At 39.1% G+C, this 25,181-nt stretch carries 13 protein-coding genes; 7 read left to right on the top strand and 6 right to left on the bottom strand.

Annotation, left to right across the window (positions count from 1 at the left end; all coding sequences use genetic code 11):
* Window positions 1-102 precede the first annotated feature (102 nt).
* The 3 genes from ABMA79_RS08740 to ABMA79_RS08730 form a co-directional block, all read right to left on the bottom strand.
* Window positions 103-5,889, bottom strand: coding sequence for a tail fiber domain-containing protein (locus ABMA79_RS08740; protein WP_393091891.1), 5,787 nt, complete (start codon window positions 5,887-5,889; stop codon window positions 103-105).
* A gap of 127 nt (window positions 5,890-6,016) precedes the next feature.
* Complete coding sequence (locus ABMA79_RS08735) at window positions 6,017-7,489, bottom strand: hypothetical protein (RefSeq protein WP_393091888.1); 1,473 nt, start codon at window positions 7,487-7,489, stop codon at window positions 6,017-6,019.
* A 129-nt stretch (window positions 7,490-7,618) separates the two neighbouring features.
* Window positions 7,619-9,598: a BCCT family transporter gene (locus ABMA79_RS08730; protein WP_392860230.1), complete on the bottom strand. Its 1,980-nt coding sequence runs from the start codon at window positions 9,596-9,598 to the stop codon at window positions 7,619-7,621.
* Between the two features lie 190 nt (window positions 9,599-9,788).
* On the opposite strand from ABMA79_RS08730, the gene ABMA79_RS08725 reads away from it, so the two are divergent.
* The 4 genes from ABMA79_RS08725 (at window position 9,789) to ABMA79_RS08710 (ending at window position 20,870) form a co-directional block, all read left to right on the top strand.
* The gene (locus tag ABMA79_RS08725; RefSeq protein WP_392909036.1) at window positions 9,789-10,229 is read left to right on the top strand and encodes a CBS domain-containing protein; all 441 of its coding nucleotides are present in this window, start codon (window positions 9,789-9,791) and stop codon (window positions 10,227-10,229) included.
* A 33-nt stretch (window positions 10,230-10,262) separates the two neighbouring features.
* Window positions 10,263-11,555, top strand: coding sequence for a Na+/H+ antiporter NhaC family protein (locus ABMA79_RS08720; protein ID WP_393091886.1), 1,293 nt, complete (start codon window positions 10,263-10,265; stop codon window positions 11,553-11,555).
* 67 nt (window positions 11,556-11,622) lie between these two features.
* A complete protein-coding gene (locus ABMA79_RS08715) occupies window positions 11,623-12,675 on the top strand; it encodes a hypothetical protein (RefSeq protein WP_393091883.1) in 1,053 nt (350 codons plus the stop codon).
* Window positions 12,676-12,896: 221 nt separating this feature from the next.
* Window positions 12,897-20,870 (top strand): tandem-95 repeat protein, encoded by a 7,974-nt coding sequence (locus ABMA79_RS08710; protein WP_393091881.1) that lies wholly within the window; start codon window positions 12,897-12,899, stop codon window positions 20,868-20,870.
* Here ABMA79_RS08710 and ABMA79_RS08705 read toward each other — a convergent pair.
* Window positions 20,867-21,661: a hypothetical protein gene (locus ABMA79_RS08705; protein ID WP_392859587.1), complete on the bottom strand. Its 795-nt coding sequence runs from the start codon at window positions 21,659-21,661 to the stop codon at window positions 20,867-20,869. The two genes, ABMA79_RS08710 and ABMA79_RS08705, sit on opposite strands and share 4 nt — an antisense overlap.
* A 99-nt stretch (window positions 21,662-21,760) precedes the next feature.
* Between ABMA79_RS08705 and ABMA79_RS08700 the strand changes: the two genes are divergently transcribed.
* The gene (locus ABMA79_RS08700; protein WP_392909028.1) at window positions 21,761-22,147 is read left to right on the top strand and encodes a hypothetical protein; all 387 of its coding nucleotides are present in this window, start codon (window positions 21,761-21,763) and stop codon (window positions 22,145-22,147) included.
* A gap of 33 nt (window positions 22,148-22,180) precedes the next feature.
* Complete coding sequence (locus tag ABMA79_RS08695) at window positions 22,181-22,540, top strand: hypothetical protein (RefSeq protein ID WP_392859582.1); 360 nt, start codon at window positions 22,181-22,183, stop codon at window positions 22,538-22,540.
* 35 nt (window positions 22,541-22,575) lie between these two features.
* Here ABMA79_RS08695 and ABMA79_RS08690 read toward each other — a convergent pair whose 3' ends face one another.
* The gene (locus ABMA79_RS08690; RefSeq protein WP_392859579.1) at window positions 22,576-23,025 is read right to left on the bottom strand and encodes a CBS domain-containing protein; all 450 of its coding nucleotides are present in this window, start codon (window positions 23,023-23,025) and stop codon (window positions 22,576-22,578) included.
* Between the two features lie 183 nt (window positions 23,026-23,208).
* Between ABMA79_RS08690 and ABMA79_RS08685 the strand changes: the two genes are divergently transcribed.
* The gene (locus ABMA79_RS08685; RefSeq protein WP_393057614.1) at window positions 23,209-24,267 is read left to right on the top strand and encodes a CNNM domain-containing protein; all 1,059 of its coding nucleotides are present in this window, start codon (window positions 23,209-23,211) and stop codon (window positions 24,265-24,267) included.
* 18 nt (window positions 24,268-24,285) lie between these two features.
* On the opposite strand, the gene ABMA79_RS08680 is transcribed toward ABMA79_RS08685, so the two are convergent.
* On the bottom strand, window positions 24,286-25,152 hold the full coding sequence (locus ABMA79_RS08680) for an MBL fold metallo-hydrolase (RefSeq protein ID WP_392859574.1): 867 nt from the start codon (window positions 25,150-25,152) through the stop codon (window positions 24,286-24,288).
* Between the last annotated feature and the right edge of the window lie 29 nt (window positions 25,153-25,181).

Genomic DNA, 25,181 nt, shown 5'->3' with positions numbered 1-25,181 from the left:
TTCGTTAAGATCAATAATTAAATGTCATTTAGAGGACTTATCTGCCGGTGGTGATTCTAAGTAGCCTAAATTCGCCTTGATTTTGGGCCAATCAAATAATTATTACTGTCCACAGAAAGGAGCTTCAGGGTCTTTTGAACATAGATAATCTTTAAGCATCTTATTTTCGGCCTTAATCTCAGCATTCTCTTCTTTAAGGCTTGCGATTTCTCGACTATTTTCATCTACTTTTGTTTCAATTCCACTACTCATGAAGTTAAACATCTTCTTATTATCTTCAATCATATGATTTAGATCTTGAAGTGCATTGATAATATAAGGAGTAAATTCTCCTTGATTAAGAGTTAAGTATTCCCCATCCTCTCTATGCTTATCTACAGTTACTGCATGAGGAATTGCCTCTTGTACTTCTTGTGCAATAAATCCGTAATTAATCTTTTCGCTTTCATCCGCATTCCAAACATAAGTACGTGGACGAAGTTTCATGATCACATCAATACCATCTTTGAAATCTTCAATATCATGCTTAAGTCTTCGGTCTGAAGAACATGTGAAAGTTGCAGAACCTCCGGCCTTTTCACAAGCTGATCCAGTCCCAGAATATGTTCTAATACGTCCATCAGCGTAATTAATAGCATAGGCATCAGAAGAACAAGAGCCTTCACAGCCTGCACCTACCCAACCAGTCGCTCCAATATTCCCAGTAACATGAAGTGCATTTGTAGGGGCCGTCATTCCAATCCCTACATTTCCATCCCACACAAATGTATTCGTATTCACATCCATATAACCAGATACCTTGTCAGCATCTGTTTCTACAAATGTTATGAGAGCATCAGACTCAATACTCATGGCATTATCATAAGGAAGAGATGGACCTAAACCTGTTTTCGATTTTTGACCTAAAAGATATGGGTAGAGTGCATATTTATCAGTAGTTGAAGTAAGATTATATCCAAGAGCGTAACCAGACGCTGTTGATATATTTCCAGCAGCGACATTTATTGCATTAGTATGTATAGCGTTTTGTGAAAATGTTGTAACATTTGTGACATCTGTATCATAAACTAATCTTAACTGCTCGACACCCGTTGCGTTGTATGCGTAACCAGTAAAGGTCGCATTATACATTGTTGAGTTATCTGGAATAGCAAGAGCAACATACTTCACGCCACTATAAGTAACATAAGCAAGGTATGTATATTCACCGTAATTGATAATATTTCCTCGACAGCTATCATAAGCACAGGCCGTATTAACTTGTGCTGAAACTTTTCGATTCCATGCAGCCGTTCCACCTCGTCTTAAATTAATCTCACCATTTACATAGTGCTCGTCTAAGAGAGCTCCATCATAGGCACGGTGAAGAAGAATATAATTTATCCCTGTTGAGTTTTCTGTTTGCGAGTATCCGTCAATCTTGCGATTAACGTGGTAATGCTTACCATTTTCATAAACATGTAGGCGCGATGATGGAGTGCTTGTCCCTACCCCTACATTCGCCGTTTGACGACTTATGCTGATAGCATTGGTATCACTTGCTGTTAAAAGGTCGGCCGTCTCATGAACACCAATGTGAAGATAATCTGGCCCCGTTCCATCATAGTGAATATATCCACCTTGGAAAGTATTATTAGGCTCAGCAAAGCGAATACGACCAGCTTCAAATTGATTACTCACATCTCCAGCAAGAGTTAGAGTTGGCCCATTAGTGACATGATCAGCTCCTCTTACCGTAAGTTTTGAAATTGGTTCAGACGAACCAACACCAATCTTACCATCATTTGCAATGATCATTCTTGTTTGTTCTGAAAGAGAGCCATTTGTTACGGTTTTAAAATCAAGATCCGTCCCTCTTGTCGTTGGAGTCCAGTTTTCTGAAGCTCGCCCAGAAATTCCCGCAAGCGCAGTTGTGGCCCAACTTGATCCATCATAGCCAGTAAAAGAAATTCGTCCTACTTCCTCATTATCTGAAGGAGCAACCTCTGCACCAATACTTCCCTTAGCACCACGTAAGAGTAAGTGAGAAGGATTACCAGAAACGCGGTCAAAGAAGACAGGCTCTGTTCCGAATGTATGAATCTGACCTTGAGGTGCATTCGTCCCGATACCTACTCGCCCGGTATTTTCAACAATTAATCCAGTTGTACTATTCCAAGGAGCAGTCCCAAATGTCATATAAAGTTTCTGTTGAGTTGTTGAACTACCCAGTAGCCCAAAACCTGCAAGACCATTACTAGTGGCATCGACACTTCCATCTGGTGTATAGTGCATACCACGGGCCCAACTACCTGCCGTTACAGGTCTTTGTAAAGTAAGGTATCCACCTTTTAAAGTCATACTTCCATTTACTTCAAATTTATCAATCGGAGATGCTGTTCCAATCCCAACTTTTCCAGTGTTATAGTAAATATCACTTCCCGAAGTCGACCATTGAGTCGCTCTTGCATCCACATAATTTTTAACAGCACTTACAGAAGGTGCCTGAGTTGTTTCACTACCGGCCGTCGAGTTAACAACGGCCGCAGTTTGAGCACGCACATCCGTAAAATATAAGTTACCAGCTTCGGCCACATCATCTGTGTCCAGACCTGTAATTGAAGTAAATTGAGCATTCAGTTGTGCTTGGATCTTTCCATAAGCATCAACAATTGAATCGGTTGGTGCAAGAACTGAATTTGTCCCTACAGTATAACCAGTAAGAGGAGTGCCCATAACATTAGAAGCTGGCACACGCCCACTTGCATCTAGTCTTAATAATTCATTGGCTCCATTTGCGGTATTGATAGCAAGGCCAACATCATTGGCATTTGCCGTAAGTGTAATATCACTTGAACTTGTTAGACCTTTAAAGACTAAGTCTGTTCCTGTCTTTGTTTTATAAAGAGAAGTTCCTCCTGCACTAGATGCAGTATTAACTTCACCAGCACCAGAGATAGCAGCGGCCAAACAACCAGCTCCATCAATACAAATATCATTCGTTGCCGTCACATTGATACTTCCATCAACAGTTAGCTTCTGCGTTGCAGTTGTTCCGATACCAACATTACCTGTAGCATCAGCAGTCACAATCTCTTGCCAATCTTTAAAGTCTCCAGTGTTATCACTGTGACGAATAAAGGCACGAGGATCTTCTGTATTATTTGCCTTTATGTGAAGCTGAGCAACAGCACCACTTGCAACACCACTTTGCATATTAAGTGTCGCACCACTTTCTCCAGGAGTTGGAGAACCAGTTGTTGAAGTATTGGCACGATATAAACCAGCAGGAAGAGCATTGCTATCAAGAGAGTTTGAGGCCGGAAGACTCAATCCAATATTATTGGCCGAAACAATTCCACTCACCTCTAATTCTGTTGTTGGAGAATTAGTCCCAATCCCCACACTACCTTGGAAGTAGTTCTTATAAGCTGCTCCAACTTGGTAAAGTCCAAAACGATTGGTCACAGTTCCACCTGCTCCACTATCGTTACCAATATGAAGATCATAAGCATTTGTCACTGTACCTGAACGATTATAATTTGTGACCTTGATCCCATATGCATCAGTTGTAACCGGGTTTGCTGTACCATCAAAGCTATGATGTCCGTAAGCAACGTTAGATGCTGTTTGCACAGCTAAAGTTCCATTATCTCCGCTTACACCTGCGTTTCTTAGGGCCTGAGTCAATTGTCCTACTTGCATACCTGAAGAAGTCACTCCGGAATCAATTTGAGTCGTATTAATAACATAAGCTCCACGAGAAGAGTAAGCTCCATTCGTATCAATCGAATGAACAGTCTGAGAATAAAGTCCCGACTCATCGACATTTGCGTTATTTGTCAGTGTATCTGTTACATGTAACTTCGTGCGTGGAGAAGCTGTTCCAATCCCCACCATACCTGTTGAATAATAAATATCACTTGCCGACGTTGTCCATTGTGTTGAGTTAGCAGCAATTGAAGTTGCTTGAGAATTAAGTTGTGCTTGCACTTTTCCAAAGGCCTCTAACACAGTATCAGTCGCTGCAACTGTTGAAGCTGTTCCAGTAGAGAAGCCTGTTAGTGCAACATCAATGGCAGGATTATAATTAATAATTGAATCTGCTAACTTATCACCTGCTCCAACTTGAGCAATCTTGCCATTTGTCGTTCCCACGTCAACCGCAAGAGTTCCAGTTGATGTAATCGTTCCACCTGTCAGACCTGTTCCACCAGTAACAGAAGTTACTGCAGCTGCAATGGAAGTAGCATGAGCATCAAGTTGTCCCTGGATTTTTCCAAAGGCCTGCAAAATTGTATCAGTAGCAACAACGCTTGAAGCGGCTCCCGTTGTGTAACCAGTTAAGGCAACATCAAGGGCCGGATTATAGTTAATAATTGAATCAGCTAATTTATCCCCAGCTCCAACTTGAGCAATCTTGCCATTCGTTGTCCCCACATCAACTGCAAGAGTTCCCGAAGAAGTGATCGTTCCACCTGTAAGGCCTGCTCCACCAGTTACTGACGTCACAGTTCCAGCATTTCCAGTTGGCCAAGAAGTTCGACAGTCGGCCCCAATACAAAGCCCTGTCCCTTTAACATAACCTGCTACATCTAATTTTTGAGTTGGTACTAAAACACCAACCCCTACTCGTCCAGCATTAGTTACAGCAAGACTTTCAATATCTGTTCCATCAATATCACTTACAATTCTAAAGCTATGATAGCTATTTGAAACACCTTCAGAAGCAATGAGAAGACCTGCCATATTTGCATAATCTGTAATAGCGGCAACATCAGCATCAGTCGCACCAAAGCGCATTGTGTTGACGTCGTTTGCTCCTCCAGTGATATGTAGCGGTCCTGTTGGAGAATTTGTTCCGATCCCAACATGCCCAGTATTAAAATAAATGTCGAGTCCTGAATCTGTCCATTGAGAAGATGTAATAGCACCTGTTTGAGCTGTTACATAATTTTTTACTGAATCAACAGAAGGTGCAATTGTTGTCTGCACGCCACTCATATCGTTAATGACTTTTGCATCAGCAATTGCCGTTGCCGTTGTATCAACATAAGTTTTAACAACATTCTCAGTTGCAATAGCAGAAGTCGTTCCGAGAGGGCCAGCACTATTAACAGTTAGACCAACATCACTTGGAGTTGCCCCAGTCTTATCAATCTTAGACCACGCAATTGCTGCACTCGTATTGATATCAGCATCAACAATTAAATTATCTTGAATATCATTTGCTGTTGTTGAAGGTGGTGTTGTATTACCACTCTTCACACGTCCCTGCGCATCCACAACAACAGAATAGTAAGTTGTATTATCAGTCACAAGACTTGGTAATCCTATGACACCCGCATTATTAACAAGAGTTGAATCAACAGCTACTGCTGCGGTTTGATCCACGCATTCAAATTCATTTGATGCATTTATAGAAACGACCTGTCCAGTCGAACAAGCGCCAGTAAAATCAACGCTATCAGGAGTGATCGCATCATTTGCAATAGTCTCGGCAAGGGCCGCGTGGTTGGCATAAACCGCAATTGGAGTTGCTAAGATATTTTGAAAGTCATAGACAACTGGATTTCCCACATCAGTTATATCTGTTACTTGAATAACGAGAGTCTCAGAAGCTGGAATAGCATCAATCACTGCTGCAATACCTGTAAAGTCTAGCTCGACAGTGTAGATTCCATTTGAAAGTGGAACTGCATTGATTGTCTCAGTTCCCCTATTAACTCCAATCGAGCCAGAGTAATAGAGGTCAAATTTAAGATCAGGAGTTCCTGTTACCGGTGTGCCATTTGTTTGCACAAGACGGCCAGAGTAGCCTAGCTTAGTCGTCGACGCAAATATTCCAGTGCTTAAGAATAGACTTAAGCTTAGAGCTAAAATAAATGTTAATTTTCGACTAACGTACAACTAACTTCCTCTGTTAATACAGTGGCATATCGACATTTTAGTCCAATTGATTAAATGAAAGAAATTTAATGACTTAGAGAGGAAGAATTTGCGTAAGCTTAAGAAAGCCGCCAATAATTTGAGTTACTTATTGATGTGTTAAAGTATAGAGACCTTGTTTATTTGAGGTAATCCCTTGCTCATTGCTTAGCTGACCTGAATTAGAAGTATTTGGAGTAGCCTGAAAGTGTCCATAGCCAACAAAGCCACCGTAAGTTGTGCGAACTCCAGAAATAACAGAAGTTGCTCCCGTCCCCGTAAAGGCAGCAATGGCAAAATCCTTAACAACAACATTTTGCACCTGGCATGAAACGATTCCTAGATTGCGATCTTCGATAACTGTTGCAATAAAGTTATCTCCTATAACAAAATCTGTAATTCCTATTAATTGATCAATCTGTTGGGTTGCAGGATCTAGTCCTGATACATCAACATCTGTCGCAATTGATGAAAAACCTGAAACGTTATAATCATGATAAATCTGATCACATGTCCAGTTAAGGCCACCTGCTCCAGGATTTGTGCCTTTAAAATTAATCTGATGATAGAAGTAATTTGATTTCCCAAAGTCAGCGGACTGAGTGTAATTCGAGACAGAGTTAAACGTTGTCTGCGCGTAGACCTTTGGAAAGGTCACCATTAAGTCTGGCGGAGTTGAGTCAATATGATAAGTAAACTCGGCCACTTCAGTTGAGCTTGTCGTACTCATCGATTCAGCAAAGTATGATAGGCCATACTCTCCATCCACTGTACCGACAGCAATAGGCCCAGAGTAAATTGTTGGAGATGAGACAGGATCACAAAATCCCCCACCTGATTGTAAACAATATGAAATCCTAGAGTTCTCACTACAAGTGATTGTTACATTAATTGTAGATGAATACATCCCTTCAGCACGATCCACAGAACATGTCACAGGAGTAATCACTGGATCATTTGAGCTTCCGCTTCCACTTGGAGTTGTTGTTGATGATGAATTTGAGTCATCCGAATTTTCAGTTGTTGTCGTCGATGAGCCACTCTTAACACCAAGGTCATCATTTGATATTGAAGCAACGGAATTAGAAGTCGTTGATCCATCACCAGAACCACTATCAGAAGAGAAATTATTTGTCCCAGAGCTATCGCCACCAGGGCCGCCAGCATCTCCACCACTACCAGAAGGGCCAGCATATGAGCCACCAGCAGAAATACTTCCACGGCCACTACCACCACCTAAATTTCCTTCGTAACTTGAGCCATCTAATTGCTGAGCTTCATAGGCAGGGTCTCTCACAACCTTTCCGCCTACATTCACACGTGATTCTTCATTCTTTCTTTTTCGTGTAGGAAATTGTCGACTGATCTCTTCTTCAAATGAAGAAGGTCTACGCTTAGGTCGCCCAAATTCATCGACCTCTTGCCCTTCGATTCTCTCTTGTGCATCAAGAGACTCAGAAAGCATTTTATCTTCTGGAGAAGTTGATGATTCAGGAGCGAGGAAGCTAAAATAAGAAACAACTGCAGCTAAAGCTCCAGCACCAAATATATTTCTTAAAAGTGAGCGAAATTCTGAACTCAAAGTAACACCTTCCCCTACTCTTCTTATCGGTTAATTTTAATATATCTTTAAAAATATCAATAATTGAGTAGGAAAAGGCGCCAATATTAGTAAATAACCAAAATTATTTGCCAAGTATTCGTGTCAGAGCTAAACCAGCTCCGAGTTCGTTAAATGCAGATACTGATAATGCTTTTCATATTGAGTAACAGCATCAGCAACAATTTGTTCTTTTGAATAACCATAGATATCGTACTCTTGTCCCCCACTTAGTAGGAAAACTTCTGCACGATAATACTTCTCTTGGTTACCAGGTAAGAAATCAGGAACTTCAAAAGACCTTAGATAAACCTCATACTTAAAGTCCTCAACTCCTTCCTTTTCAATAACAAGAGAGATTGCATCATCTTTACCATAGCGAATAACCGCTTCTAGTCCATTTTTGATAAACTCTTGCTGTAATTCTTTGAGTCCAGGCTCAACGACATCGGCCAGAAACTCCTCTGCAACTTTGTGCTTAGGATGACTTAAGAGAGCGTTTAAGTGCTCCTTCCAAGTCATACTCGCCTTCTCATATTGAACAGAGCTTGTATGATTTAGAACCTGATTTCGTAAGAGATAATCACTACGTAAGGACTTTATTAAACAATAAACTGCAATTAACAATAAGAAGATCATCGGAAATGCCGAGGCAATCGTCATTGTTTGCAGGGCCTCAAGACCCCCAGAGTGTAGAAGTACAGCTGCGACAACACCTTCTGTTACGGCCCAGAAAACTCTTTGCCAAACAGGCGGCTCTTGCTTCCCACCAGAGGCAAGAGTATCAATAACGAGTGATCCTGAGTCAGATGAACTTACAAAGAAAGTAATAACTAGGATGACTCCTAAGATTGAAAGTGCACTTGAGAATGGAAAGAACTCAAAGAAGCGAAATAGCGCAACAGGAACATTACCTGTAACAGCTGCAACAAATTCCCCCGTTGTATCTTTAAGTGCAATTGAGATCGCAGAGTTTCCAAATACAGTCATCCAAAGGAATGTGAAACCTGCAGGAACAAATAGGACTCCAATCATAAATTCACGAATGGTACGCCCTCTTGAAATACGAGCAATAAACATCCCTACAAATGGTGACCATGAAATCCACCAACCCCAGTATAGTAGTGTCCAACCACCGATCCACTCTTCTTTCTTCTCATAAGCATAAAGATTGAAAGTTTTGTAGATAATGTCTGAAAGGTACGATCCAGTATTTTGAACATATTGTTGAAATAAGTGGACAGTATCTCCTAAGACCATGACTGCAACGAGAAGTAAAACAGCAACTGCAAGATTAATATTTGATAGCTTCTTAATACCACCATCTAATCCCAGAACAACAGAGACTGTTGCCATTGCCGTAATGATTGCAATGAGTCCCACTTGAATCGTTTCTGATTGTGGAATACCGATTAGGTAATGAAGTCCTGCATTTACCTGAGCAACCCCAAAACCTAAAGATGTCGCAACACCAAACATTGTTCCAATTACGGCAAAGGTATCGACGATGTCACCAAGAGGGCCATGAACTTTCTCTCCTAAGATTGGATAGAAGGCCGATCTTGGAAGAAGTGGTAGACCTTTTCGATAACAGAAATAAGCAAGGCAGACGGCCAAAAGAGCATAGGCTCCCCAGGCATGTAGGCCCCAGTGAAAGAAGGTAATTTTCATTGCCTCCCGAGCACTCTCGATAGTCTGCGGGTCCCCTACAGGAGGAGAATTGAAGTGCATGATTGGCTCAGCAACTCCAAAGAAAAGTAGACCAATTCCCATCCCTGCAGAAAAGAGCATGGCAAACCAAGATAAGTTTGTATAGCTAGGCTCTGAGTGATCTGGGCCAAGTTTGATATCACCAAGGCGACTTACCATTAGCCAAAGTGATGTGAATAAAATGATTCCCATTGCTAAAACATAGACCCAACTGGCCTTAGCAATTAACCAAGCTTGTATCCCCTTAAAGAACTGACTTAAATGTCCTGGCCAAAAAGAGCCAACTGCAGTGATTAAGAGAATAAAGAAAGCTGAGGTAAAGAAAACATTTTTGTTGATTGTTGATTCGACGACTTCCGTCGATTTCGATTCTTTATTGATAACAAACTCCCCTTTAATTGGACCCGTACCGGGACCAACACAAAATAACGTATAAAAACCAATGCATTCTTATCGACATCTTGGCCAAGAATTTTAAAGTTAAATTTCTTTGATTTAATTTAACAAATTAATTACTCACACCAATTATGAATCCCACCGTTATAGCTTCTGTTACAACAACGAGGTAAATATGGAAATTACGAAGATAATGACAAAGAAGCCTATTACTATCACAGAAGATAAGACAGTAAAAGACGCTGCGAAGTTAATGTGTGATAAGCGAATTAGTGCACTACCTGTTCTAAACAAAGATGGTGATGTCGTTGGGATCATTACGGAGTCTGATTTTGTTGGTAAAGAAGTCGAAGTTCCCCACGCTATGGTCAAGCTTAAGCAGGCCTTTGGGCATAACTTAAACTTTACTCAACTTGAAAAGACATACGAGCTTATTAAAGAAGTAAGAGTTGGTGAAGTCATGACAAGAAACGTGAAGTCCCTAACAGAAGAGACTGACCTTGAAGGCTATATACAATTTATGATTGAAAAGCATATCAAGCGAGTACCTGTGATCAAAGATAATAAGCTTGTTGGTATCGTCACTCGAAAAGATATCATTAAGTCATTTCTCTAGACTCAATTTATAGCGATATGGTAAGGTGCTTTCATGTCTCATATTAAGCAAAAGATTTCACTTTTACCGCTATTATTATTTGTCGTTATCTACTTAGGCTCTGGGATCTATTTCCAGATGAAAGGTGTTAAACACGCCTTCTATCAAGTGCCGGCACCGATTGCAATACTACCAGCAATCCTCCTTGCCTTCTTTATTACAAAAGATACTTTCAATAATAATGTTTCTAAATTTGTAAAAGGAATTGGACATCCTGATATCATTACCATGTGTCTTATCTATCTTCTTGCTGGAGCATTTTCAACGATTGCAACAGAAACAGGTGGAGTTGATGCTATCGTTAACCTAGGCCTATCAATCATTCCAAACTCCCTCATTCTTCCGGGAGTCTTTGTTATCTCTGCCCTTGTTTCGACGGCCATGGGAACATCAATGGGAACAATCGGTGCGATCGGCCCAATCGCCCTTTCAATGGCAACCAAAACAGATATCAACCTAGGAGTCCTAGCAGGGGCCGTGATGTCTGGTGCGATGTTTGGTGATAACCTATCTGTAATTTCTGATACGACCATTGCGGCCACAAGAACACAGGGTTGTAATATGCGAGATAAGTTTCAAGAGAACTTTAAAATTGCATCATTTGCGGCCCTGATAGCTATTGTTGTTTACTTCTTTCTTATTTCAGCTCCCGATGTAGCAGTTGATAAACCAACAAATTTATTTTTAGGTCTACCATACTTATTCATTCTCTTACTTGCTATCTTAGGAGTGAATGTCTTTGTTGTCTTGTCAGGAGGAATTATCCTTGCTGGTATCGTTGCGTTATTTAATGGATTTGATTTCTCGACAATTATAGGGCTGACTTACCGAGGCTTCAGTAATATGCAAGAGATCTTCCTACTCTCCCTTTTAATCGGTGGGCTTAGTGAGTTCATTAGATCAGAAGGTGGACTAGACTATATCTCTCATAAGATTCAAAGACTGATTTCTAAGCTTGCACACTTAAATAAGAATGCTGCTGACCAAATTGGTATTGGACTCTTATCTGCTCTGACAAATATGTGTGTCGCAAATAATACGGTTTCTATTATTATCGTTGGCCCTATTGCAAAGAAGCTTGCTGTGCAGGGAAATATCTCACCTAAGAGAAGTGCTTCTCTCATTGATATTTTTAGCTGTGTAGTTCAAGGCCTACTTCCTTATGGCGCCCAAGCATTACTTCTAGGTGTGACCTTTAAGATCTCTCCTTGGGAAGTTGTCACAAACTCTTACTACTGTATGATTCTACCGTTTATCGCCCTAGGCTTCATCTTTACAAGGCGTTAGACCGTATAATTATTGCGATTTCACCTATTTCCATTGAGATGAGCAGGGATTTTTGTCATAAAGACTCATGCAAAATTCCTTCATTAAGTATTTATTATTTATCTCATTATCCATTCAAGCATATGCACTTAGTGAATATGCCGCTAGTTTTGAGACAGTAAATAGCGCGAAATGTAGCACAAAGGTTCCAAGTAATTGGCAAATCACTCAATATGCAAGGCCTTATCTCAATACAAAAATTGATGAAGCCTATTCACTACTTGTTAAGACTTACGTCTATAATGGTTTAAAAGACAAAGCAGATTTTAAAACTAAAATAGCAGCGGCCAATAAATGTCACACAAAATCTTGTAAGCTTAAAGAGTTATTTGAAAGTGATGAACTCATCGAGAAATCAATCTTCTTACTTTTTAAGTACGGCCTTAATACTTCTCCTTATGCAAATAAGGATGCGGCCTTACTTGATCTTGAACAAATGGATGCCATTATCAAAGGTGTAAATCTTCTTCCAACTCACCTTCCAAAGTTATGGGTTAGTAAAAGACTGGTTCGCCATATTAAGAAAGATATCGGTTACGGCCATCGTGGAATGATCTTTGCGAATGCTTCAATTGAGCTTTACGCTCCTTGGGATCGCGAGCTTGATGAAGATGGTAAGGCCTATAGCCTCTTTCATGAACTTGGACATAACCTCGCCTACTTCTATAACTTAAACTACTCATCTTTTTGGTGGGATATGTCTGGATGGATCGATCACCCAATGGGGTGGCGCTATAACCGCGATGAAATGGTTTCAAAATACGGGCAAACAAATCCAAGCGAAGATGCAGCAGAAAGTATCGCGGCCTACCGTTTAAACCCGACTCATTTAAAGAAAGTGTCACCAAAGAAGTACGCCTTTATTCGTGACTATATCTTCTTAGGGCAAGAGTATCTGCACTCGAGTAAATGCAATAACCTTCCCGTAGCAGAATACTTAAAAACAATTATTAAAGAAGCAAAGCTGAAGTGTAAAACTCAAGCGTGCTCAATAGAGAAAATAAAAAAGAAAATCACCCAGGATAACAAGTATCCACACTTTTTAAAGGCAAAAGATAATTTTCTAACAAACTTCTTATAAGAACTTAATTGGCAACTTGGGCCTTATTTGAGGCCCATCGCAAACTTTTATTATCACTTACTAAATTAGTCACAAGTATCCTTCAACCTTTTTTCAATAACTTATATTTAACAGATAAGGTGTATCAAACTCATGATAACTTAATAAAAAGTTCACAATAACCGATAAATTTTAGTGAGTCTAAAAGCAATTACTTTACAAGGGGAACCCAGAAAAGTGATATGAAAAAATTAAGACAACTAATATTCACACCAAAGGTATTATTTTTTTCACTTACAATTGTAGTATGTTACGCCCTTATTTTTTCAGGAAATCAAAAAAAAGAATCTTCAAGTAAAAAAATTTCAAATAAAGACTTAATAAAAAACTATAAGAAAGTTGGTATCCCAACGAGTTCAGTAAACACAACTTCTACGAAGTACAAAAGTCGTTTTAGAAGAGGAATTTCTTCCGAAGACAGATCAACAGATTATCCGGATAGCTATGGCAAAAATCCCCAATCATCAGATCTATCTTCAAATGTACCAGAGGACTTCGCAAAAAAACCTGTAGCCTCTCCATTAATCAGCTCTCCTGATTATTATGATCATTCATCAAGCTTTGAAAATGCTATTGAGCTAGCAGATGCCCCTAAATCAGAAAACCCTAGCGATAAACAAATAGAAAATAAGAGTATCGAAACGATTGGTGGACTAAAGGTAGAAAAAGTAGAAGATCCAAAAGAAGAGGGTTCTGAGAGTAAAAAAGGAAATGGAAATTCATATATACCCATAAGACCTAATATTTACGGAGTCATTCCACCCCTTAAGGAATATTTTAAAACGACTTCAGTATCACTAATAACAAAAGCCTATGCGGCACCCCTCGATATTGACTGTAGCGAAGCGAAGGTTGAACTTTTTGATCTAGCGACGATGACTCCTCTTGCAGATAACCCTCTTTCTGGAAATGCTGTTGAGGAGGAAACATTTTTTGAATTTGATCCTTTTGGTCTAAGCCTAGATATGCAAGCTCCTACAAAGTACTTTCTTAGAACCTCAGGTTGTAACCATGTATTTGAAAGAATTGTAACGAGCTTTACAAATCCTCAAGATATCACACAGGCTTCAACTCTTATTTCACAGGTCGTTAAGACGAAGCTAAAAGAAGAAGTAAATACAATTAATGGCCACACTGTCTCATCAATGATTACAGAGCTAGAACGACAGATAAGTACAGATGAAGACCTTAGTGAAACCTATTTAAAGTTACAAAATAGTACAACCATAAGCGATACATTTGATAATTCGTTTAGTGATGCACATACTATACTAGAAAACTCATTACCAGATATTAAGGAAATATCAGTTCCAAAATCTCTTATCGAGAAGACAAACTACATCTTCTCTATCCAAGCTTATGATCACTGGTCAGTAAATTATGAAATTGCTTATGAATGGTATATGGAAGATCTCAAATCACCTACGCCACCAGTACTAATGTCTAATTCAGCTAATTGGTCATATACTCCTTCAGCAAACCATAGCGATGAATTTATTATTTCTTTAGTTGTAGGAAAGAGTGATGGTTCTGGAAATGTTATCCGTGGAGACACTGATATACCATATCATGAGTTTTCATGGAAATATCCTGATGAAACGATTGGTACATCATTTACAGATTCCTACCCTGTTACAGCACCAACAATTCAACTTGCGCCTTCACAAAATAATCCTACTAATAACTTAGCGATTAACCTTGAAGTACTTACTGGTCCAGAGCAATCACCTGGCATAATGACAAATTGTGAGACCCTTTCACTACTGGCCATCACAGAAAGCTCGGCAGCTCCTACTCCTGCAGAGTTTAACATAAATTGTACTGATGAAAATCTTCAAAATATTATAAAGATTGTCACGGCCGGTGATGGAGCGAGAAAGCTCTACCTATGGGCAATTGATCATAACTCTAAAATAAGCTCTCCTAGAGAAATTGACTTTGTTATTGATCAGACCCCTCCACAAATTAATATCCCGGCCATAGCAGCTCTAAGGGCCGATACTTATTTTAACCTAGCTTGGAATGTATCAGAGCAACATGGCCTAGCAATTCTTCCTCATACAATTGAGATTCAAGACACTAACGGAACGAGCTGGACAACTTTATCTACGTCAACACCGTCTGCTGATGGAGTACTCCTTAATAATGCTTTTAACTACGGTTTCACACTACCAGATCGTGCACAAACAAATACAAAAATTAGAATTTCTCTATCTGATGCACTAGGAAACACATCAACTGCAGAGTCTAATATATTTGAATTACAAAAGGCGCTCCTTTCAACATCTCCTTCGTCTTATGACTTTAGTGGAGTACCAAATAATTCAATTTCTAGTGCTCAGTCCTTTACTATTACGAATTCGGGAACTGGAATAACAAAGAACTGTACACCTCCACAACTTTCAGGAACAAACGCTAGTGAATTTCAAATACTTAATGATAGCTGTGGATCAAATAACTTAATGGTTAATCAAAGCTGTACATATGGAGTACAGGCCATACCTACAACAAAAGGTCCAAAGTCAGCGACACTAACATGGGCATGCGATACGGATATTACATCAGTAAATTTAAGCTATATTTCAGAAAATGTGATTCCAACAACGGCCAGTGACCTTTCAATTACAACAGATGAAGATACACCTATAAACTTCAATGTAAATGCATCAACAGATACAGATGCAGACCCATTAACTTATACGGTTATTACACCTCCTGCCAATGGTATCCTTACTAATTGTTTAGCAAATAATAATGATCTAAATTGTGACTATACGCCAAACTCTAATTATTTTGGAACAGATAGTTTTACATATAAGACAAATGATGGAACAGCAGACTCTGCAGGAATAACGACTGTTACAATAACGGTAAACTCAATTAACGACACTCCAACGATACCAGCCACTCAAGCCGTTGCAACAAATGAAGACACTCCTATTACCTTTGATCTAAACTTAGGCTCTGATATTGATGGTGACACATTGACTTACCACATTGCCACCACTCCAAGTAATGGAGGAATCTCTTGTACGGGAGGGACAAGTCGAAGTTGTACTTACACGCCGAATTTAAATTTTAATGGAACAGATACATTCACTTATTATGTAAATGATGGAACGATTAATTCATCAACTTCAGCTGTTACAATCACAGTCAATGCTGTAAACGATTTACCAGTTATGGCAGCAGACTTTAGTATTACAACACCGGAAGATGCTCCAATTAACTTTAATGTGGCAGCGGCAAGTGATGTTGATCTAGACACGCTAACTTATACAATCATAACTCCTCCATCAAATGGCCTACTAACAAATTGCATGGCCGCTGATGGTGATCTTAATTGTGATTACTCTCCTAACTTAAATTACAATGGAGTGGATACTTTTACATATCGTGCATATGATGGGACGGCCGACGCAGCAACTGTTACGACTGTTACAATTAATATCACGCCAGTAAATGACACCCCTACAATTCCAGCAACACAATCGCTTGCAACAAATGAAGACACTCCTATTACCTTTGATCTAAACCTTGGCTCTGATATTGATGGTGACACATTGACTTACCACATTGCCACCACTCCAAGTAATGGAGGAATCTCTTGTACGGGAGGGACAAGTCGAAGTTGTACTTACACTCCGAATTTAAATTTTAATGGAACAGATACATTCACTTACTATGTAAATGATGGAACGATTAATTCATCAACTTCAACTGTTACAATCACAGTCAATGCTGTAAACGACTTACCAGTTATGGCAGCGGACTTTAGTATTACAACACCGGAAGATACTCCAATTAACTTTAATGTGGCAGCGGCAAGTGATGTTGATCCAGACACTCTGACATACACAATTATAACTCCACCATCAAATGGCCTACTAACAAATTGCATGGCCGCTGATGGTGATCTTAATTGTGATTACTCTCCTAACTTAAATTACAATGGAGTGGATACTTTTACATATCGTGCTAACGATGGGACAGCTGATGCAGCGTCAGTAACAACGGTTACGATTAATATTACTGCTGTCAATGATGCGCCTACACTAGCTGCGACACAATCTATAACAACAGATGAAGATACTCCAATCACATTCGATCTTAATGCTGGTGTTGATGTGGACGGTGATACCTTAAATTACACGATTACTCTTTCAACAGGAAATGGATTTTTATCTTGCGACGAAGGGACAAGTCGATCTTGTACTTACACTCCTTCTGCTAACTTTAATGGATCTGATGATTTCACTTATCAAGTAAGTGATGGAGAATATAATTCTACTACAGCGACAGTTAATATTACTATTAACGCATTAAATGATGCTCCTGTCGCAGCAGCAGATAGCTCATTAACATTTAGAGATAATACTTTATATACAATAAATCTAGACCCGGGAAGTGACGTTGAGACCGCAACTGGATCTCTACAGTATAAGATCACTCAAGCTCCGTCCGTTGGGACACTCTCAAACTGTATTGATCAGATAAGTTACGGAAGTGATCTTATTTGTGATTATATTGCACCAGTAAATACAAACACAACTGTTACAATTAAATACGTCGTATATGATGGCCAACTAGAATCAAGTACAGAAACAACATTAACCATAACAATTAATGATGAAACTTCAACAACACCAAGTCTTACACCAGTTAACTTCATAGCTGGAACATCGACAAGTTCAAATCCTATGACTCTTACGGCAGCAAGCTGTGATGATATTTCAGAAGTCTTAATAAGTGAGTCAACGACAACACCACTCTCTTCTGATCCTTCTTGGCAAGCATGTTCGACAACAGTCGCAGCAATATCATATGATCCAAGTATTCTTAATACACAAGGGTACCGTACTCTGCGTATCTACGGGAAAGATCCTGTGGGTAATATTTCAGCTTACGACAGTATTGACTTCATATATGACTCCCTTGCTCCGTCACTATCTTTTGATGATGTTCCGACACTTCCTTGGGGAATAAACTACGCAATAAAATGGAAAACAACAGAGGCTACTGTCAGTGCAACAAAGAATCATACTTTTTCAGTCTCATATAACGGTGGTTCTACATGGACACAGCTTGGGCTTACATCTGTAGCGACAGATGGCCCTCACTCTGATACACCATATAGCTATAATTACACTGTTCCTTCAGGAACACTATATAATGATGTTCGCTTTAAGGTAACTCTTACGGATGATAATGGTATGACAGGCGAAGCGATCTCTAACTCATTTAGGATCGTTGAGGACTTAGGTGCCCCATTCATTCACACAGCAACTTTCAAAATTAATGGATCGACAACGCCGACTCCTACGGCAGTTAAGTATGTAAGCGTTGAATTCGATGCTGAAGACCTTGATACAGTAATCACTCATTTCTGCCTTAAAGGAAATGATACAACTCAACCAAACGCTAATGATGACTGCTGGAAGGCAATGGATGCACCTTCTCCAGGACTGAGCTTAAATACATTTATGGAAGTACGTGACTACAGCTTCCTTCTTGGTTTTGCTCCATCTAATTTCAAGGTATCTGTTTGGGTAAAAGACCTTGCAGGCAATATTTCATCTAACCCAGATGCAACACTCGGGAAAGACTTCGTTACAATGAACTACACTCCTGACCAGGCTCCAGTTATCTCGGAATTCTTTGTGACCAATTCAGACTCACCAAGTAATCCTGTTGAAGATATCGACTTAACATTTAATAATGGTGACACTGTCTATATTTCTTGGAGAACAGTCGATAATAAAACAATTCCAAATGGAACAACAAAGCTCTTTTATACAACTGATGATATCGAATTTCACCCAATCGCGGCTGCACAAAATCTCGATAACGGAGCAAATAATTGTCCACAGGTGAATTCTGCAACAAACACACTCGATGACAATGCGACGGCCTGTTACCAATGGACATTCCCACTTACAGATGGGCAGTATTTTAGGCTAAGTGTAACTGCCGCAGACAGTGCCAACCAAGACACTTCTGCAACATCAGTAGCACTTAACTCTACTAAGTTTAAAATCCTTGCTGGTAATGTTGATCCGGGGACAGGCTCATCAGCAAAATCTGCACAACTCTTCCCTAAGGCAACACAAGCACCGTACTCTCTTGCGGTAACAAGTGATGGTAAGATTTTCTTTAATGATAAGGTTCGTGGTGTTCTCTATATCAATCCATTTACCAATGTTCTCGAACAACTTATTCCAATTGGTGAAGAGGAAATTGGTGATGGTGTAACAGTTGATCAAGCGACAGTTATGAATGTACGAAAAATCACAATGGACTTCCAAGATCGCCTACTCATTTGGGATGAGAATTCAATTCGTCGAGTTGATACAACAGTCGTTCCGATGACAATTGAAACGATTATCGGAATGAAAGCAGACGGGACTATTGGAACAAACCGTAGTGATATTATTCTTGATCCAAGAGATTTCAATTTAAATCACGGTAATTCTTATTCGATGTTCCAGCCCCTACCAAATGGAGATATCTGGTTCAATGATCAATCTAATAGTGTGAATAGTAATAATTTAATTAGAATCTATAAGGGATCTCTTTCTTCACCACGAATTGAATCGAGACGAATTTCAGGTATTGGTGGAAGTGCTCCACCAACATCGGCTATTAGTGGAAATACATCTGCAAGTGCCGAGATGGATAAAGAATCAATTGCGGCTTATCAGATTGGCTTTGATGTAAACACAAGTGAAGTTACTTCTCTTTTTGCAAAATACTACCGTGGCCTAAATGGTTGTTCATACTACATGCGAGAAGAGATTGACCCTTCTACATTTGTTGCAACAGGTGTTGCGATTCCAAGCCACGATACAACTTGTGTTGATGCTTATGGAAGGTCTACGAATGATGGAAGTTCATGGGGATGGAGTTATCATATCGGTTATGCGACTCGTGTAAATCGTTATAACCCTACAACAAATTCCTATGAAGCGACAAAGCTAGGAAATGGGATTCATGGGACTTGTCCAGACGGAACACTTGCAACAAGTTGTCCAATTAGACTACAGGATTTCTTTGTAAACAAAGATGGAGTCTTCTTCTTTGTTGATGCAAATACGATTAGAGTAATTGATGCCCAAGGAAAAGTGCAAACACTATATGGGCAAACACAAGCATTTGGAGATAATGGCCTCGGTCAGGATGCGCGCTTTGGAAATATTCAATTTATCGATCACGGGGTTGGAGACAATGTTGTCCTAGTTGATTCACAAGAAAGAATTATTCGCGAGGTTCAACCGAATGAATCTGTTAATCAGGTTATTCGAGTTGCAGGAAATGGAGTTCTAGCACGTGGTTCGTTTAGTATTAGTGCAGACCCGCGTTCGCAAATGTTAGATACTGCTAACTGGTCACAAAATTATTCAATGGCGACAAATCCGGCCAATGGCGATATTTATTTCCCATGCCGTTGGGATAATGTCTGTCGCCTTTCAAGAGCAACTAATCAATGGTCACACTTTATGGGACAAAATGGCGGAGGAAGCTGGACGACAACTGCGACAGTAGATGGGCTTACAATTGATATGGGTAATTATGCACCTTCTGTTAATGGCTTCTATAACGGCGGTATTCTAACTGGACACTACTCGTGGTCGGGAACGGCACACAATAATTCTATTTTCAGATTTACAACGACAAATGGAATGTCCCAATTCATCGCAGGAACAGGTGGCGGTGTTCATGCTGGCTCAGGAAGCTGTCCAGTTGGGCCAGGAGAAAATTGTGTCTTAAGAAATGTAAGACAACACTGGAACGCTTCAACTTGGGACAGTAGCGCAGGAAAAATCCTATTTGAAATGGAATACGATAGAAGTGGCGCAAAGACATTTAGACATTTATCAAATAATAATACTTCTTTCTCGGCATTTAACTATGGTGAAACAAGCTTTAGCTCAATTGTTAAGGTTGGAACCCTTATTTACGGCTGTACAGAAGAGTATGAGCTAGTTAAGTGGGATACGATTTCCGATACAAGAACTGTTCTTCCAATACCAGGAACGGCCGCATGTCACGGCTACCGCATACTCTACAAACCAGCAGCTAATGGGAAGCCTAATCGACTTGTTTTCCCATTCCATCAAAATGGGCTACATGGTATTGCAGAGTACTTTCTTAATTAACCAGGTAATTGTCCTCGGTTAAGAGAGATATGAAGATGAAGAACTTCGTTATTGTAGCGATTATCCGACTCGTCTGATAAGCGCACAATATCTGAAATTGAATCAATCTGATTTTTGATAAGAGAAAGATATCTTGGGGAGATTCTTCGAATCATCATCTTATTGACGAGATTTTGAAACTTAAAGTTTCGGCCAAACTCCATATCCCAATCGTCAAACTTACCGTAGGCCTTCTTAATCGCCTCACTCTCCTCTTTTGGAAACCTAAACTCAGTTGATCTTGCATAGATCAATCCATCTTGTTCAAAGGCTATCTCGGCCTTGATAAGATCGTTAACAACACTCTTTTTAATGGCATAAGTTTTAAGTTCGCTAATCTTTAAGGCACTTCTTGAAAGAGTCAAAATAAGAAAGAGAAAGTAATGAGACTTCGTTTGAGCAAGTGTATTAATCTGCATGACAGAGAGGTAGCGTTGTCCTTGATTGGCCTTTGCAGCGACTTCTATGACCTTCTCATCACTCTGATTATCCTCTTTAAATAAGTAATCAAAAGAAGAGAATTGATTGCGACAAAAGCTTAAAATAAGAATATTGGCATCCTTCGTCTTAAGACACTTAGCAATTTGATTAACGATGGCAGAAGAAGGAAAAGCATCCCCTTTTTCAATCTTAACGAAATATTGATAATTGCAGTCCAAACCTTTCTTTGCCAATACTTCATAGAATGATTTCGCACTCTTATAACCGTTTGCCTTTCTAATCTTAACCAAATCTTGACCAAAGTGATCCATAAATCTCCTGACAGGCGATTATCGCCTAATAGAATACTTTTCAATGAATTATCGGAATTATAGAACTCATTCATTAATAAAATTTGGAGATAATAATAAATGAAAAAGCTAATTGCTCTGCTACTAATTTGCCTTACGACTTATGCTGGAAACGGTGTTGAGCGCGGAAGAGTAATCTTAACGGGACAATTTAAAATTCAAAAAGAGATTAGAAATTATCTTTCAAAAGAGTTAACGAAGTGTTCTCTAGGACTTTCTCAAGAGAGATTTGATATCAGAAATATCGCAATTTCTGAGGATCGAGTTGATCAAGGGATCACTGACTACTACTACAAAATTGAACTTACCCACTTAGATAATATTGGAAATAATCTAAATGACATCAAGATTGAAATTGAAGATGCTGATTATAGTAACTGGCGCCGTTACGAAGAGAAGCTATCGATTCAATTGCTATCTGATGTGAAAGGAAATTGTAATCTTTAATTAATAATACACTTACTAACAACGGAGAAAAAAATGAAATTTATTCTAGTAGCACTTATGACTCTTTCGGCATCAGCTTCAATCATCAACTCAACTTTTGAAGCACGTCACAATGACAAAATCGTTGACGCTATCATCAACGAGTGTAACGTAATGAAAGACCTTACTCTTGTTTCAACAGAGAAAGTAAAAGTTGTTGTTGACCAAGGGATCGTAGACTATAAATTCGTATCAACTTTCACAGGAAAGCAAAGATACGATCAAAATATGTTTGATCACTATGAAATTACAGTAGAATCTTGGCTATTTGATGGTTATGACCACACAACTCAAGAAGCTAACTGGTACAATGTAGAATCAGTAAATTGTGAAATGACTGCAGAAATGCAATAAAAAGAAAAAAAGAAAGGCCTCATTAGAGGCCTTTTTTATTTTACGCTTTCAAAAGCTTTTAAAATATCTTTTCTTGTAATGATTCCAACTAGCTTATCCCCGTCACATACAGGAATTCTCTTAAGTTGTTTTTTCATCATAAGCTCAACAACAGCAGTTAGAGAGTAATCTGAAGTAACAGTCGTTACATTCTTTGTCATAATCTCAGATAGTGGCTTACTCTTTGCTTTCTTGTAAATATCTTCAACATCACCAAGATTATAATCCATTCCAAATAGTCTCTTGATAGAAGCTAGTGCATGTGGAATCTCAACTTCTCTACCGATAAAGTCAGATTGAGTTACAATTCCAACAAGCTTATCACTGCTATCTAAAATTGGCATAACACTCACACCTAGATCAAGCATCGATTTTGCAGCATCTGCAACAGTTTGAGTATCGCGACAAGTTGTTACATCTTTAGTCATAAATTCAGTTACTTTCATATAAACCTCAATTTTCTATTAATCCCGTCTATTTTAACTTAAACTTGGCCCCTTAGCTATCATTATGAACATGTGCCTAAAACCGACTATAACGATAAAGTACTTAAATCCAATATATATTATGCATCATTTTTGGCCGTTACTTAATTTGACACAAAATTAAGGCCAAATTAAAGTATAGTAATGCTAATTGTTTATATAGTCATCTCGATTGGCGTCTCTTTTCTTTGCTCCATAATGGAAGCTGTCCTGCTCTCCATAACTCCGAGCTTTATTTTGGCCTCCCAGCGCCAAAATCGTAGCTATGCAACGGCACTGAAAAAGTATGCTTCAAATAAAGACGAGTCCATTTCTGCAATCCTTACCCTAAATACATTTGCTCACACCCTTGGTGCTGCTGGTGTTGGGTCTGAGTCCATCCAAATGTTTAAGGACATGGGAATCAGTGGTGCTAATTTAGAGTACTACCTATCAGCTGTTTCCATCATTTTAACTTTGGCAATCCTCTACTTATCAGAAATCATTCCGAAGTCTCTTGGGCATCATTATTGGAAGAGCTTAACTCCTTCCCTATTAAAGATTCTTCCTCCATTGATCTTTATTTTAAAGCCAATCCTCTTTATATCAATGACATTGATGAGGTTATTAAAGACAGAGGCCGAACATAAGATGAGCCGAGAAGAAGTTGAATCAATGATTGAATTAGGTGTTCAAACAAAGGCCCTAGCAAAAGATGAGGGGGAATTCTTAAAAGAGTCTCTCTTGGCATCTCGAAAAGTCATTGAAGAAGTCATGACTCCTGCACGCAAGGTCTTTATGGTACATATCGAGGATACAATTGCATCTGTCTATGACCTAAAAGCTCCAGTAACACGCATCCCATGTTATGGAGAGAGTGTTAATGAAATTAACGGCTATATCCATAAAGAAGATATTGCAAAATCAATTATTGAAAACAATAAAGACAAAAAGCTTTATGAATTAGATATCATAAGGCCTATTGCTATTGTCAATCGCCAAACCCCACTTCGAAATCTCTTTAAGCGCTTTATTCGAGAAAAGGAACATATCGCCATGGTGAGTGATGACTACGGAACAATTCTAGGAGTGATTACACTTGAAGATATTGTTGAGACATTCTTTGGAATTGAAATTATGGATGAGTTTGATGAAGTTGAAGATCTACAAAGTCAGGCCAAGGATGAGATCTTAGCTGAAGAAAAAAAAAGAGAGCACCTGTAGCACTCTCTTATTAGTTTTTTAATCTTTAAATGTTAATGGCATTTGAAGGTATCTCACGCCATTATCTTGTGGCGCTGGCATATGCCCTCCACGAATATTTACCTGAATACTTGGTAGCAGAAGCTTTGGTGCAGCAAGTGTCTTATCGCGACTTGTGCGAAATTGTACATACTCTTCACGACTCGTATCTGCTCTAAGATGTACATTACTCTTCTTATTCTCACCAATAGTACTCTTGTACTTTAGCTCTCTACCGCCTGGCTGATAGTCATGACCAGTGTAAACATTTGTCTCATCTGGTAACGTATAAAGCTTCTTTGTAATTGAGTCATAAAGTGCATTTGCATCTCCACCAGGAAAATCACATCTTCCCGTACCATAATCAGGCATAAAGAGAGCGTCCCCTGTAAAGACATTATTACCAATGATAAATGAAGAACACGCTGGAGTATGCCCAGGAGTGAAGATCGTTTTTACTTCAATTGTTCCGGCCACGAGTGGTTCATCTTCATTTAAAAAAGCATCGAAGTCTTCAAGCTTAATCTCTTTTAAAATATTAAACTTTGCACCAAAAACTTCTTGAACAATTTTAATATTCTCGTTGATCGCAACTTTTACACCAGGAAAGAAGTCCTTAAGTTTTAAGGCCCCTGTTAGGTGGTCAGCGTGTGCGTGAGTTTCTAAAATATAGTGAGGCTTAAGTCCCGCTTCTTTTACAAAGATAGCAACTTTTTCAACTGACTCTGTCGTGATTGTTGATGATGCTTGATCATAATCAAGAACTGGGTCGATAATCACAGCATCCTTTGTCACGTCATCATAGACAACATAAGTTAGTGTGTAAGTTTGCTCATCAAAGAATGTTTTTATATTTAAATTATCCATAATTTCCTCCTATCATAGAGTAAATAAAT

Origin of the sequence: Halobacteriovorax sp. HFRX-2_2 (genome assembly GCF_043196705.1) — a bacterium.
Classification (GTDB): Bacteria; Bdellovibrionota; Bacteriovoracia; order Bacteriovoracales; family Bacteriovoracaceae; genus Halobacteriovorax_A.
The sequence above is the reverse complement of the archived record's forward strand: the minus strand, read 5'-3'. Positions and strand labels throughout refer to the sequence as shown.

Coding starts and splice junctions, on each gene's coding strand:
- ABMA79_RS08710 (WP_393091881.1), top strand. CDS start 12,897: ATGAAAAAATTAAGACAACTAATATTCACACCAAAGGTATTATTTTTT.
- ABMA79_RS08705 (WP_392859587.1), bottom strand. CDS start 21,661: ATGGATCACTTTGGTCAAGATTTGGTTAAGATTAGAAAGGCAAACGGT.
- ABMA79_RS08695 (WP_392859582.1), top strand. CDS start 22,181: ATGAAATTTATTCTAGTAGCACTTATGACTCTTTCGGCATCAGCTTCA.
- ABMA79_RS08725 (WP_392909036.1), top strand. CDS start 9,789: ATGGAAATTACGAAGATAATGACAAAGAAGCCTATTACTATCACAGAA.
- ABMA79_RS08700 (WP_392909028.1), top strand. CDS start 21,761: ATGAAAAAGCTAATTGCTCTGCTACTAATTTGCCTTACGACTTATGCT.
- ABMA79_RS08720 (WP_393091886.1), top strand. CDS start 10,263: ATGTCTCATATTAAGCAAAAGATTTCACTTTTACCGCTATTATTATTT.
- ABMA79_RS08680 (WP_392859574.1), bottom strand. CDS start 25,152: ATGGATAATTTAAATATAAAAACATTCTTTGATGAGCAAACTTACACA.
- ABMA79_RS08690 (WP_392859579.1), bottom strand. CDS start 23,025: ATGAAAGTAACTGAATTTATGACTAAAGATGTAACAACTTGTCGCGAT.
- ABMA79_RS08685 (WP_393057614.1), top strand. CDS start 23,209: ATGCTAATTGTTTATATAGTCATCTCGATTGGCGTCTCTTTTCTTTGC.
- ABMA79_RS08715 (WP_393091883.1), top strand. CDS start 11,623: ATGCAAAATTCCTTCATTAAGTATTTATTATTTATCTCATTATCCATT.